Below are 13,092 nucleotides of genomic sequence, written 5' to 3'. Positions count from 1 at the left end.
GGCCTTACGGCTTGACGTCAGAGCAATAAGTGCAGTTGTTGCCACCACCCCCTTATTCTCGATATTAGCTTTTGGCGCTTCGCGGACTTTGTAACCATTGTTGCCCTGTCGTGTTCGCCCCCGTGGAATAGCTCTCACAATTGGGCGTTTCAGCTAGATCGGGCACTGTTGCACGACAAGGACTTCGCTCATATCAAGGCGCAACCAGTTCCCTTCCGGATATCTGATCGATCGAAATGTTGAAGAAAATCGGCACTTCGGGTTCTCCCGAGCCGGTTCCTGGTTTGGAGGAGCCGGGCTCCCACCAAAACGAGCGCTTCTGTAGGAGAGACCAGGCATAGAGGCGTTCGTTATGGTACACGGTGGTGTCGGGAAGTTCGTGGTATATGCCCTGGGCGACGACGCTCTTCCAACGGTGGTTTTCGCCGCTTTCCTCCACCTGAAGGCATGCATTCGGATTGCTGCGCAGCCAATCTATCTTCTGCCCTGTCAGGGAAAAGACATAGAGCTTTTCCGCATCGAACGCATAGCTGACAGGTACCACGTAAGGTCGGTTGTCGTGCACACAGGCGAGATGCCCGACATGCCCGCGTGCAAGAAGCTCTCGGCTTTCGCGTTCCGTCATCTCTCTAACGGCCATTGATGCGGTCCTTCTAGCTGTGGAACACGGGAACAGATCGGCGCGTTCCCCCGCGCTTGGTCAAACGCGGTGCTATTACTTGGCCCGCGTCGCGGTCCATGTTCTCGAATGTTGCATCGAAAAGCTCCTGGGCATAGGCAATCGCAGAATCCGCGTCAGCGGACGAGAGCTTGATCTCCTCGCACTTCAAGCGCATCGCCCGGCGAATGGTTGAAAGTACCTGTTGGGCTGCATGCTTGTCACCGGCCTTTACCAGCAGGCTCAAGGCGGTCATTGCGACAACCTCCAGAACGGTTATGCGGCCCTCAATCTCGCCCATTGACGGAATCGCAAGGTTTGCGCCATTCCCGTAACCGTCGCGCTTGGCATTGTACATCACGCAATCCTCATGACACTCGACTGATCCTGTCGGTCGGCAGGTGTCTGCTGCACGTGGACGGGTCTTAGGCTGAATATCGATCCAGAGTGGTCGTAGGCTGTTAGGCAATTTGAGCGGCCGCGATTGCGTTTTGGAAGTTGTCGTTTCGGCTGACCGCAATGGAAAGGACCTCCAGTGCCGGTGGGCATCGATCCGAGCCAACGACTCCGGTCCTGCTGACCAGTATCATTGATATAGGGCGCGGCCGACGGAATCCGATGCAACGACGCTGATTTCGTCTCAGCTCCGCATCAACGGGGCTCGTGGCACCACGGGCCAATTGTGCCGAGCTCAGCCCAAAAATCCGGAAAACCATCCCGCAAGCAGCGCTAAGGCTGCTACCATCGCAATCAGTATCCAAACGCCGCGACCGTGCTTCAGCGGTCTCCCAGAATAGCGATCAGGGGTCAGCCATCGTGCTCGTCTCCAAAATACGCTTGGCTGCGCCGCCCTCCGCGCGGCAGCCTTAGGATCCCAAGCTGAATCGGGCGTTGAATTATCGCTTGTCGGCGTCCTTGGGGGCAACCTTCCTGTTATGACCATCCCGCGCCTGTTCAAGCGCCTTCATCGTGGGGAGCCTCTTCGAGAAGTGAGGTCTTGCTTTCCACCTCGAAGCCACCAAACTCTTCGGTCGGCAATTGAACCTCCGCAGCGAAATTCCCGAGTGTGTCGCCGTGTCCACTGCGCAGCATGGCGCGAGCGTCTGACGCCTGAACGATCAATTCCTCAGCCGATGGGCTCGCTATCGGGCGGTTTTCGTTAGCGCTACCATTCCTTGTTCTGCCGAACGAGGCCGGTTTGGTGATTTTATCCTTGAGCATCGGTCTTCCATCGATCTCTGTTTGACTGATCGCTACCGGATAGTTTTGCGCTCATGGCATGGCTCCTTCCATTCAGGCTCCGCGATCCTTCCAGGGCTATGAAATTAGCCCGCGCTTCCAAGCGCAATCTGGCATGCCTGCGCAAGGTCTGCATTTGGCTCGCTGCTGCCAAGCGGCGTTGCCCAGCCTGCCTTCTTGATAACGTCGCTACGCCCGTATGTGCCGGCAGCTTTGAGTGCGGCCATGATCTCTACCGAAGCCGGATCCGTTTTGGCCCGCTCGAGGCAATAGGGCGTCAGCGCAGCCGCGATGGCCGAGCTTCGCTCGATCCCAGCGGCTTTTTGAGCACTGCCATTGGTCACCCATCCGCCCCATGTGAAGCCGACGATCGCAAGTGCGGCCGCGCCGCATACCGCTCCCCATATGCCGGGGCGAAGCCAAGTCATGTCTCGCATGTCCATATCCAATCTGAGTGAAAACACGCAATGTTGCGCAACAGGATAATAACACAATAAGGAAATTGCGGATTGTATATTATTTATTATTTTATTTTATTTGGAAATCTTGAAATTAGTTTTTGATTATCTGCGACAGATTCCAAGTTTATATTTTCTTTCTGCCAGGTATTACTAGCCATGACTTAATTTTAACGTAGTGAATCCAGTCGTCGTTTGGCCATATAGCCCCTCGCGGTGTCATTCACCGCGCATCGCATCGACTTGGCACGGGCGCTTCGCTGGATCGCCGGCAAACTGCCCAGTCGAACCATTCGTCGCAGCGGCGAATCCCGTGACCACTCATCGGAAGTGTGATGTGCGTCTCCTACGTCTGCGCCGGCCAGCAGTTCAGCTTTGCTGCATTTCCTCGGTTATCACTTCGAAACGGGAAAGCGTTGCGGGCCCGAAAGCCGTCGACAGGGCAACATCCGTCGCGTCGCGACCGGTTGCCATCAGAATTCGCCCGATGCGCGGCGTATTATGCCGGGCGTCCACCGTATGCCAGTGACCGCCGAGATAGACCTGGAACCAGGCGCTGAAGTCCATCGGATTGGGATCGGCCGGCACGCCTATATCTCCGAGATAGCCTGTACAATATCGCGCCGGGATATTCATGCAACGGCACAGCGTAATGGCAAGATGCGCAAAATCCCGGCAAACGCCAGTCTTGTCGGTAAAACCGCCATATGCCGTTCGGAGCGGATCGGCCTTCAGGTAATTGAAGGTGATGTGATTGTGGACGAAGTCGCAGATGGCCTGCACGCGCTGCCATCCGAGCGGCGTCGACGAGAACCGTGCCCAGGCGAAATCGGCGAGCCTGTCGGTATCGCAATACCGGCTGCCGAGCAGGAAGACCAGCACCTCGTTCGGCAAGTCGTTGATCGCATGCTGAAAGGCGCCTTCCGGGACGATATCCGGCTGCCCGCTGTCATAAATCTCGAACTCCGTGGAAATCGTCGTCAGCCCCGGCGGCGCGACAATGCGGCTGCAGGCATTGCCGAACACATCGGTATAGTTCCAGGCCTCGATTTGCCTGTCGAAGGTCAGTATCTGATCGCTGAGAAGATCTACACGGCGGGAGGGATGAATGTTCAGCGCCATAAGCATCGGGGTCGGCTGTGTACACTCGTAGCCTATATGAAATCCGGCACGTATTTTCATCCTACATTCCTTATTGGAGAGATCGGTCATGCACGGAACGCAATTGTGAAACGTCGACGGCATTGAGGAGTTCCCGCAAGTCTGCCCCGTTTCAGTTCATTGGGTCGTCACGTTGACCTGCACCGTCATGCCATCGAAGTCGGCAAGGCTGCCATCATAGCTGCCGCTCAACGGAACCGCCTGGCGGGGGTCACGTGCGACGGCCACGCGAATAAGGTCGCGATTGCCGACGATGCCGTTGGTCGGATCGAACTCGGTCCAGCCGGCGCCGGGAAGATAGACCTGGCACCACGCATGCGTGGAGCCTCCTCCAAGCGTGGTGCTGCCATCGCGGTCGGCGACGTAGATGTAGCCGGTAACGAAGCGCGCGGCTAGCCCGAGCGAGCGGACCGCCTCCATCATCAGCAACGCAAAATCGCGACAGGATCCTGAACGCAGCGAGAGCGTCTGAACCGGCGTCTGTGTTCCGTGCTCCAGGCGGCGGCGATAGGAAAAGCTCTCGCTGATGGCATAGCAGAGTGTCATCAGCAGATGGCCGGTTTCCGTCGGCTGGCCGCAACGGACAAACTGACGGGCCCAACGTCCGATCTCGTCGTTGGAATCGGGGTAGTGACGCTGGATTGCCGGCGCGAGATCGGGAACCTCGTCCGCATCGTAGGAAAACGGGTAGGTCAAGGCGGCATTGTCGATCTGGAAATCGAGTGCGAGTTGAGGGGTATGATCGAGCGTGATCCGGGTTTCGAAACGAAGCTCGCGGGCCGAAGATGCAATGTCGACGAGCGCGACACAGTTGCCGAAAGCATCATGAATCCATCGCACACGATGGGGCTTTGGGTCGATCGTCAGGGATGCGTCGATCAGCCGTTGATCAAAGCTGTCGCGGGGCCGAAACATCACCCGGTGCTCGCCCAAAGCAACCTCGCGGAAATAGCGATAGGAGGTGACGTGGCGAACGGAGAAGATGGTCATGATGGCGCGCCCTATCCGCAAACGGGACGCTCACCCCAGATGTTGCGAGCCGCCTCCGCGCTCTCAGCCAGCAGCAGCGGATCCACGACCGCCCCGTAACGCCCTGCGTGTTTTGCAAGCGCCCACTGATAGGCTTCGAGAAAGCGCTCAATGTCGAATCGGGTTTCGCTGGCAATATGTACGGGCCAGTAAAGAATATCCCTCTCCTCAACAGATGTCAGTTCGGCAAGTCTGTGCGCTTCTATTTCGAACCTTCCGTCCCGCATTTCGGAATGCATTCCGAAATCGTCGACGATCCAGTGATCGTTTTCCATGGCGTCCATCGACCTCCAGCATACTTGGCGACACGGCGGCCTGCACCAGGTTGGCAACCGGCCCGGATAGCGACACGCTTTCAATGGGCAAACCAGCATCCAGATATGAGATCCGTCGGGCCGCTCGCGAGGTGGTTGGTGACCACATCGACCCAAAACGCTTCGAAGTTCGCAACGAGAGTGGTGAGATCGTCGCGACCAACGGTGCCCGCCCCCCACTTGTCGCGTTTCCGATGCGCGTTCGGTATTTTCGCTATGGGAACGCGACAGCGACCGGGTCGCCATGGCGAGCTGGTTTGCCTTTCAGCCGTAACCGTGTGTGCTTGTGAATTCTCACCGGAGCGCCGCCGTCGTCCTGCCACCGCGCCAGCGAACCGTCGTCCTGCGACAGAGGTCGCACAATCGGATTTGTTGTTGCGAGATACATTCTAAGCGCCGATTTCAGCGTCGCTTCATCAACGATGCCCATTTGGAAACATTGGGTGAGGAAGCTCGTCGCGCTGATTTCTTTGTCGTCGACAGCATAGATTTGCTCACCTCGAAAACCAGCTTTCGTCAAGATACGATTCAGCATCCTCAGCTTTGCGACGTCGAAGAATTGATTGGGTTCGGAAGACATTGGGTCCTCCTTTGTTGGGGCTAGGATTTGATGCCCAGATGGCTTTGCCCGTATCGCGCCAGCCAATGGCTAACCATGCGCTCTTTGTAAGCCCCTCGCAACCTCATTCGGGCATCAGGGATTGCTAACACGACCCAGAGCCCATTTGGAGGAGTAGCAGGAGGCTGCTCATGGACGTGCTTCCCGGCAAGAGCCGGAGGGGATATCAGCGTGCGACTGCAGGCACGCCCATTTTGCGGATCATCGCTCATCGATGCCATTGTCTCAAGAAGTGTCATATATCGCGCTCGTTGCACTGCCCATTTATCGTTCTGTTCGAGCAGTAATGCGCCGACGGGCGAGTGCCGTGCGGATCACGTCGCAAATGACGCCCTTGACAGTTGCGCCCACGACCGCAAGCAGCTCCCGGGCCCGGAGCCCGGCGAATCTTTCGCTGACCGCGCGCGTAGGCCGCCATCCGCCGGCCGTGAAGGAAGAAGAAAAAGGCGATGAATACGCTCAGTCCGAGTTCGAGGAGCCCGGCGCCGAGCACCGCCCCGCTGGCTACTGCTAAGTTTGTGGCGGGGCGGATCAGCTTCTTGGTTCAATGGTGAACGCGGCCGCATTGTGGGCCAAGCTCTCTCAATAGGCAGCCAGGTTCTCGCCGATTACCGGGAGTCCTGCGACCCAGTGCGGCGGCGTCGGAGGGCCTTGCTGGAGAATCTGGTTCACAGCCGTGAGCAAGTTGCCTGCGCTGTCCGTCAATGTCGGCACCATGAGCGACCAGAACGAGGGTGACCAGCAGGGTCATCCTGGCGGCGCCCAGACTTTTATTGCCACCAACTACCCCGCTCGCATCTCCTGTAGACCGACCATGTCGAGAAACAGATCACCGCCGCCTGGCTGAGAGGAAGGGCTGAAGCACGAGAGCGCAACCGAACGCAAGGAGAAGAAGGGCGCCCGCCCCCAGAATTTGTTCGATTGGCTTGCCGAGAGGTAGCATGCCCAATCTTTCGTGTTGCTTCCGGCTAGATTATCAGCGAACGACGCGATGTGCAGCCAGCGGCCTCATGCGACGCAGCTAACGGTCCGCCCATCTAAAGCTGGGCGGTCGGAAAGACAGGATGCTTCGGCCGCGCTTTGCGGCCGCAACCTAGCCGCCGGTGACCTCATCTTTGTGGGCGGCGAAGGCTGCCAGGACTTCGGACTTCTCGCGTTCCGGAACCTTGAAGAAGTCCAAGCTCCGTGCGAGTTCCGCTGCGACCTCATCAAATTCTACGGGGGAGATCCGCAGGTCCCGGTGGGCCTCCTCAAGGCCGAGCGGCGTCGTGCCAGGCTTGGTTGCCGTGAACTGGAAGGGCCCACCCGTAACGTCGCAGACCCACAGCGTCCGCATGAACTTGAGGCCGGGCAGCCTTCCCAGGTTCTTGGTGTGCCATTCCCGCAGCTGCGGGTTCTTGGACTCCCGGCCGACGACGGGGTTCTTCACGACGGCGTCGCTGAAGTGATCCACCACTGCCGCGATGGCGAAGACGCCGCCCAGCCGCTCGTACAGACTTTTCTCCGGCATGGTTTGGTTGGCCAGAGCGTTGTCCGTCCCTGCCAAAACAGCCACAGCCGCGGCGGTCAGCGTCATCCCTGCGACCACGCTTCGTCTTGTGATAGAAGTCGAAACAACCTGTGTCACGGCGACCTCCCTAGTAGTGGGGAAATGCTAGGTCCGATTGGAACATGTCGTCAATTCAAAATTGATCACTTTGTCCGGCAACGGACCAACTGAAATCGACTGGATTTGATTGGGGCGCAGGGATTAAATACGAACAGCCATCGCGCGCCTAACCCGATTGAACGTTCTCAACAAAATGTCGGCGCTTGCGACTCGATAGGACAAACTCGAAGCCACACTTCTGGCTACAATCTCGGAAGCGCCGGCCCAATATGGTATCTAGTCCAGCTTAGCTAGGCGGCGACAGGAGGAGTATACTATACGTGAAAATTGAACCTTCATTGCGAACAAGTGATCCGCGGCCATGATCGATTTTCAAAATATTGAAGACGCGCAGACGTTGGCGCAAGCAATTGTGAATACCATTCCAGAGCCCTTTATTGTCCTCGACGACCATTTTCGTGTGCTGGCTGCCAGCCGTTCTTTTTATGAGACGTTCAAGTTCGATCCCGAATACACAAGAGGGCGTCTGCTTTACGCGCTCGGTGACGGCCAATGGGACATTCCCGCCCTGCGCGTTCTTCTTGAGACGATCATTCCCGAACATGCCTCCATGGAGGGCTTTGAGGTTGCGCATGATTTTCCAGATCTCGGCCGCCGGATCATGCTGCTCAACGCCCGACAGGTTGCGTACGGGGATAGCTCCCGCTCGACGATCCTGCTGGCATTCACCGATGTCACGGATCGCCGCAAGATCGAGTGGGAAAAGGAAGAGCTCCTTAAGCAGACAGAACAGCTGCTACATCAGAAGGAAATCCTCCTGCAGGAAATGCAGCACCGCGTTGCCGATAGTCTGCAGATCATCGCCAGCATATTGCTGTTGAAAGCACGGGCGGTCACGTCTGAGGAAACACGGCGCGACTTGCGGGACGCCCACCAGCGCGTAATGTCGGTCGCAGAGGTGCAACGGCACCTCCACGTATCCGGCATCGACCAGATCGAGGTCGGATCCTACCTGACAAAGCTTTGCGACAGCCTGGCATCCTCGATGATCGGAGAAAGCCAGCCCATTGCGATCAATGTGATAGCGGACGAAGGAAGGATCGGGTCCGACAAGGCTGTCGGCCTGGGCCTGATCGTCACCGAGCTCGTGATCAACGCGATAAAATACGCCTTCCCTGTCGTCAAGGCGGACGCCGTGATCCTCGTTACCTATGAGATCAGGGGGCCGGATTGGAAGCTGATCGTTTCCGACAGTGGCATAGGAAAGCAAGCCGATGGTGCAGCCGAACCAAGTGGCGGACTAGGCACGGCGATTGTTCAGGCTCTTGCGAAACAGCTCGACGCGCGAGTGGACATGGTCAGCAATTCCACCGGCACGAGCGTGTCGGTGACCCGAGCGACCTTGCCCCAAAGGCATTCGATCGACGTTCAGAGCTGAGGACTTGCCGGTGCGCCTCGTCAAGTTCGGCGTTGGTCGGACGACTTCAAGGCGCAGGCCGTGGCCGACGTCACGGCCGGGCGCGAGCGTTTCGGCGATAGCGCCCACATGGGAGTGATCCGTCGCCGTTGTTCACGCAGCGGCGCGAAGCCCGGCTGAAAGCGGTGGCTCTCACCACGACGGCCAGCGAGCTTCTCCTGGCTGCGGAGGCGACCATCAAATATCCCACAGTCGACATCGTCTTGGCGATGCGTCGATCCGCGACGGAGCTGAGGTCGACGAGGCGCATCTTGTTCGGATAATCCGCGCGGTGCGAACCGCATGTCCCGTCGGATATGAATGTGTTTCTGACAAACCATCCCGTCGACTTCTGCAAAGGTCCGGATAGCCTTTTGTCGCTGGTGCGCGACGCTGGCAATGATCCGTTCAGTGGCTCGCTTTACGCCGCAAGGGCTTCCCAACCCATCTCGAGCGTATTCCGTGGTGATTGAGCCGGATGAGCTCCCCAAACATGCCGGCAAGCCGAAGATCCTGATTGGTGTCGAGAAGACCGGCCAACCACCTCACTTCCCCGTCAGACGCCATGCTGCGATGGCATTTTTTTTCGCCACGCCTTTTTCGATGGTGAGCACGCTGTCGAAGAAATCGACGCCGCTCGCTGATTGTATAGGCGAAACGTCATGCATGACGGCGATCACTGTCGCCTCTCGGCAATGATCCTTGATCGTGTGGAGGAACGCATGCACCCCTTGGGTATCGAGTGCACTCGTTGCCTCGTCAAGGAACAGGAGTCCTGGTCGCAGCAAAAGGATTCTAGCAAGGACGAGCTTCTGCTTCTGGCCTCCCGACAGAAGCTGATCCCAGCTCTGGCCATCGCGGCCATCCTTTGAGAGTTCTTCGATGAGCTCGCCGAGCCCCGCCTTATGCAACGCCGCTGCGACACACTTGTCGGGGTGCTCGTCGACCGAGTCCGGAAGGCAGACAAGATCTTTCAAAGACACCGTCTGGAGCTTGACATCCTGAGCGGCATAAAGGCTTCTCACATGCCTTGGCGCCACGATTGCGCCGCGGCCGTGCGCCCAAAGGCCATGTATCGCCTTGAGAAGCGAGGTCTTGCCGCTACCTGAATCGCCAATGACTAAAGTCCACTCGCCCGGCAGGAAGTGCAGCATGTCAGCGGCCAGAAAAGGAAGATCGACGCCCGCATGCAAGAGTTCGATATGCTGAACGGTGAGACCGAGCACAGGGTCTTGCTTGCCGTATCGGAATTCGGAAGGGCCGGTTTGCGCGTAAAACTCCTGAGGCCGCTGAACAGTTTCGATCGCTTCTGCGAGATCAGTCATTCGCCGAGCATTCGCCCTGAGCGTCGCGATGTCGGGCATGACGTGAATGAACCACGAGCACTCGGTGATGAGCGCATTCGCCAGTTCGGCACCGGTAACATAGGACTGCAGGCTGAGCTTGTTGTCCACGAAGGGGAATAGGCCGGGTGCGTAAGCGACAATCCGCGAGCCGATGAAATTGTGGACCAGCTCGAATCCCATGTAGACGGCAATAACCCGATTCAGGCTGGTCCAGGTTTGGTCTATGTCGAGATACCGACGCTTGTTGACGACTTTCTGGGCTCTTTCGCCATGGAGGACAGCAACATGGAAACTGCGGTGCAGGAGTGTGTTCAATTCGGTGCGGTAGCTGCCTTCCGCCCATTGCATACGCACCGATAGCCGCTGGAGGATCCCGCCCAGCTTCGTTGCGATGAAGGTGTTAAGCGGCACGTAAATCGCGATCGCCGCGAAAGCTACACACGCGCTGCCGTAACTGCCCAGGAACTCGAGCCCTCTGACGTCGCTCGACGTCTCTATGAGTTTGCTACCCACGAAGCCGAGCGACAGCACGACGCCCGCGATGCCCATCGCGAGACCGAGGGCGCCCCCGGTCATGCCTTTGATCGATTCTTGGATGCGCTGGTCGACGTTGTCCGGCGCGGGGATGGCGGATCCGGCCGCGTCGGATCCGATTTGCTGTAGATGGAAATGCGTATGGTTGGAATCGAGCAGTGCTTCGTTGAAGCATCGGTCGAGCCACTCACGCCACTTGCGGTGAAGCGTGGTCGAAAAGAAATGACGGACTGCTGTGAAACCTGCGTCCCTTAGGATCGCGATCGCGGCAAGGGTTGCCGCGGTGGTTAGCAGCGATGTGAGCGTGGTGGGCGTTGTTGGATGGTGGAAGTAGGCTATCCCGTTGACCAGTTCGCCCGAGGTTACGGCGAACCAAACGCTGGCCTTGGCGGATAATGCTGTGAGGACCAGAACGGCAAGTGTCAGTCCCCAAGCCTCGCGCCATCTTTCGGAAAGCCAATAGGCGCTCATCAGGCCCCAGAAGCCGCGCATCGATGAAACAGGGCTTGCGTGGCGCGGCGTTTCACGGCCGAGCATCCATTTGATCAATGCACCTTTTCGGTGAGCATCACTCCGCATCGCGACTTCAACTCTCCAACCCCATGCAAGCAGAATTGGGGGCAAGTATCGGGGTTGTCAAATTAGGATAGCCTCTGCAACACCGGCCAGCGCCGGGCAGGCCAAGCGCCGATCTAGATAGCAAGGGGGTCAAAATTGGCTCTGACTTGGAGTGCGCCCCTGAGGGTGGACAGATCGGCCTGATGAATTGACCAGACTCATCGTCGCGCCATGCGCGAGTTGGCTCGGCTGGATGACCATGCGTTGAGCGATCTCGGAATTTCACGCTCGCACATTCACTCCGCCGTCGTCGGCAGCTCCCGGTCATAAAACAGCATTTCGACCAATCACTTGCGATTGGAGCCTCGACGAGAAAAGCTAGAGCTGATTTTTACTTTTGACTTGGACAGTCGGAAAACCACCGGCAATCAGCGAGAAGCCGAGAATTGAAGTAGGCGATACGGCGCGCTGAATCTCACCAAAGCATCCGGGCTTTGAAGAGAGCCTCGCCTGCCGTCGAGATGCTTGTCACGCCCTCAATTGCGGCCTATATAGTCATTATAGTCACTATGGTCAGGAGATTATAATGCAGCCATTATCGCATGACGATGAAAGCTGGACTGTCGCCAGCGCTAAAGCGAAACTTTCCGAAGTCATCGAACGCGCACAATCCGCGCCCCAGACGATCACCCGAAACGGAAAACCGAGCGTCGTTGTTGTCTCGGCCGAGGAGTGGCACAGGAAGACTGCACGCAAGGGAACGCTTGCAGAGTTTCTGATGGAATCGCCGCTACGCGGCGCTGATCTGGACGTTGACCGTCAACGCGACGAGCCGCGTGATCTGCCGCTGTGAGACTGCTGCTCGACACCAATGTACTGTCCGAGGTGACAAAGCCGCGCCCTGAAGCCCGCGTTCTGCAATGGCTGGATGGGCTTGACGAGGACCGCGCCTTCATCAGTGTCGTGTCGATTGCAGAGATTCGCCGAGGCGTTGCCCTGATGAACAACGGGCGAAAACGCGATGCGTTGGCTGAATGGCTCTCCCGAGATCTCCCACAACGTTTTGAGCGCCGCGTCATTCCCGTAGATGAGCCGGTTGCTCTGGCCTGGGGTGACGTGATGGGGCTTGCGAAGCGAAGCGGTCGCGGGCTGGCCTCGATGGACGGCTTGATCGCTGCCACTGCGCTCGCGCACGATCTCACCCTCGCCACGCGCAATACGAAGGATTTTGAAGGACTGGGAATCGAAATCATCGATCCGTGGATCACCTGACGAGCCACCCAACTATAGACCTTGAAACGACCACAGCCGGAAAAGGATGAACCTGCATGCTGTCATATGGCCTGCTGAAAAACCACGCCGGCATTCTGCTGATCGGCGACTATACCTCCCTTCGTTGGCTGCATGAGGTCATTCACGATGTCAATGAGCGATCCCCGCTCGTGAAAGACAAAGAGGGCGTGTTTCTCGGTCTGGCATACGATGTTCGTAAGGCCTACGAGCAACAGCGCGAAGTTCTTCAGCCGCCTCAGCACTACGAGGAAGTAGGCGTCCGCTATGGCGTGAAGATCCTCTGGCCAGTCCTGTTGCTTCAAAACAGGATGCTGCGGCTATCTCTCGCCTTTCTCAACCACTCCGCCAAGACACAGGCTATCGCATACGCGCTGGAGGCGATCATTGAGGAAGCTCTTCGGGAGGATTTTGGTGCTGACGGAGAACGCGCGATAGCCCTTTGGCAACGTCTTGATCCTGCCCAACCGGAAGTCTTAGAATTGCTGAGGAGCCGCGGGGCGATTTTCTGCTCGTGGACCAAAACGCAAAGAAAAGCGAATTTCCTGCAGCTCCTGAAGAGTTTCGATCCCATGTACGAGAGCTATTGCGTGCTTCGCCTTCAGCGAGGCAAGGAGAACCTCTATCTCCGTGGGAACTGGCGCTTTGGGACAAAGTGGAACGGCCCGATCCGCGCTGGTAGCAACTACATAATTTCTCGTCGAGGCAGTTCCGGATAAGGCCCGAGGCCATCAAACCAGCGAGAACACGACGGTGCGACGTTTTCTGGCCGACCTTATCATACATAACTCCTGGATCGGCGTGCGCCTTGTTGGCCGCCA

General features: G+C 57.7%; 15 protein-coding genes. 5 read left to right on the top strand and 10 right to left on the bottom strand.

Features of this window, described 5'->3' with window-relative positions; translation table 11 throughout:
- Window positions 1–193: 193 nt before the first annotated feature.
- The 9 genes from ACSQ9D_RS24070 to ACSQ9D_RS24030 form a co-directional block, all read right to left on the bottom strand.
- Window positions 194–640: a pyridoxamine 5'-phosphate oxidase family protein gene (locus ACSQ9D_RS24070; protein WP_436284407.1), complete on the bottom strand. Its 447-nt coding sequence runs from the start codon at window positions 638–640 to the stop codon at window positions 194–196.
- A 13-nt stretch (window positions 641–653) separates the two neighbouring features.
- Window positions 654–1,016 carry a hypothetical protein gene (locus ACSQ9D_RS24065; protein WP_436284406.1) on the bottom strand — a complete coding sequence of 121 codons (363 nt, stop codon included), beginning with the start codon at window positions 1,014–1,016 and terminating at the stop codon, window positions 654–656.
- Between the two features lie 596 nt (window positions 1,017–1,612).
- A complete protein-coding gene (locus ACSQ9D_RS24060) occupies window positions 1,613–1,879 on the bottom strand; it encodes a hypothetical protein (RefSeq protein ID WP_436284405.1) in 267 nt (88 codons plus the stop codon).
- 104 nt (window positions 1,880–1,983) lie between these two features.
- Window positions 1,984–2,334: a hypothetical protein gene (locus tag ACSQ9D_RS24055; RefSeq protein ID WP_436284404.1), complete on the bottom strand. Its 351-nt coding sequence runs from the start codon at window positions 2,332–2,334 to the stop codon at window positions 1,984–1,986.
- 390 nt (window positions 2,335–2,724) lie between these two features.
- Window positions 2,725–3,537, bottom strand: coding sequence for a transglutaminase-like domain-containing protein (locus tag ACSQ9D_RS24050; protein WP_047520684.1), 813 nt, complete (start codon window positions 3,535–3,537; stop codon window positions 2,725–2,727).
- A gap of 96 nt (window positions 3,538–3,633) precedes the next feature.
- Window positions 3,634–4,506: a transglutaminase family protein gene (locus ACSQ9D_RS24045; RefSeq protein WP_436284403.1), complete on the bottom strand. Its 873-nt coding sequence runs from the start codon at window positions 4,504–4,506 to the stop codon at window positions 3,634–3,636.
- 11 nt (window positions 4,507–4,517) lie between these two features.
- A complete protein-coding gene (locus tag ACSQ9D_RS24040) occupies window positions 4,518–4,829 on the bottom strand; it encodes a hypothetical protein (RefSeq protein WP_436284402.1) in 312 nt (103 codons plus the stop codon).
- Window positions 4,830–5,073: 244 nt separating this feature from the next.
- On the bottom strand, window positions 5,074–5,439 hold the full coding sequence (locus ACSQ9D_RS24035; protein WP_436284401.1) for a hypothetical protein: 366 nt from the start codon (window positions 5,437–5,439) through the stop codon (window positions 5,074–5,076).
- A gap of 1,132 nt (window positions 5,440–6,571) precedes the next feature.
- Window positions 6,572–7,105: a group I truncated hemoglobin gene (locus tag ACSQ9D_RS24030; RefSeq protein WP_436284400.1), complete on the bottom strand. Its 534-nt coding sequence runs from the start codon at window positions 7,103–7,105 to the stop codon at window positions 6,572–6,574.
- Between the two features lie 343 nt (window positions 7,106–7,448).
- Between ACSQ9D_RS24030 and ACSQ9D_RS24025 the strand changes: the two genes are divergently transcribed.
- A complete protein-coding gene (locus ACSQ9D_RS24025; RefSeq protein ID WP_436284399.1) occupies window positions 7,449–8,525 on the top strand; it encodes a sensor histidine kinase in 1,077 nt (358 codons plus the stop codon).
- 563 nt (window positions 8,526–9,088) lie between these two features.
- Here the strand turns inward: ACSQ9D_RS24025 and ACSQ9D_RS24020 are convergent.
- On the bottom strand, window positions 9,089–10,915 hold the full coding sequence (locus tag ACSQ9D_RS24020; RefSeq protein ID WP_436285158.1) for an ABC transporter ATP-binding protein/permease: 1,827 nt from the start codon (window positions 10,913–10,915) through the stop codon (window positions 9,089–9,091).
- A 297-nt stretch (window positions 10,916–11,212) separates the two neighbouring features.
- Between ACSQ9D_RS24020 and ACSQ9D_RS24015 the strand changes: the two genes are divergently transcribed.
- The 4 genes from ACSQ9D_RS24015 to ACSQ9D_RS24000 all read left to right on the top strand — a co-directional run bounded on the left by ACSQ9D_RS24015 (window position 11,213) and on the right by ACSQ9D_RS24000 (window position 12,990).
- Window positions 11,213–11,311 carry a DUF1127 domain-containing protein gene (locus ACSQ9D_RS24015; protein WP_436284398.1) on the top strand — a complete coding sequence of 33 codons (99 nt, stop codon included), beginning with the start codon at window positions 11,213–11,215 and terminating at the stop codon, window positions 11,309–11,311.
- Between the two features lie 256 nt (window positions 11,312–11,567).
- On the top strand, window positions 11,568–11,834 hold the full coding sequence (locus ACSQ9D_RS24010; protein ID WP_436284397.1) for a type II toxin-antitoxin system Phd/YefM family antitoxin: 267 nt from the start codon (window positions 11,568–11,570) through the stop codon (window positions 11,832–11,834).
- Complete coding sequence (locus tag ACSQ9D_RS24005; protein ID WP_436284396.1) at window positions 11,831–12,253, top strand: type II toxin-antitoxin system VapC family toxin; 423 nt, start codon at window positions 11,831–11,833, stop codon at window positions 12,251–12,253. The genes ACSQ9D_RS24010 and ACSQ9D_RS24005 overlap by 4 nt, the downstream gene beginning before the upstream one ends.
- A gap of 56 nt (window positions 12,254–12,309) precedes the next feature.
- Window positions 12,310–12,990 carry a DUF6904 family protein gene (locus ACSQ9D_RS24000; protein ID WP_436284395.1) on the top strand — a complete coding sequence of 227 codons (681 nt, stop codon included), beginning with the start codon at window positions 12,310–12,312 and terminating at the stop codon, window positions 12,988–12,990.
- Window positions 12,991–13,092: the final 102 nt, after the last annotated feature.

This window comes from Rhizobium sp. LjRoot258 (genome assembly GCF_964254185.1).
Lineage (GTDB): Bacteria > Pseudomonadota > Alphaproteobacteria > Rhizobiales > Rhizobiaceae > Rhizobium.
Note: the sequence above shows the minus strand (reverse complement) of the source record. Positions and strands in the feature narration are given on the sequence as shown.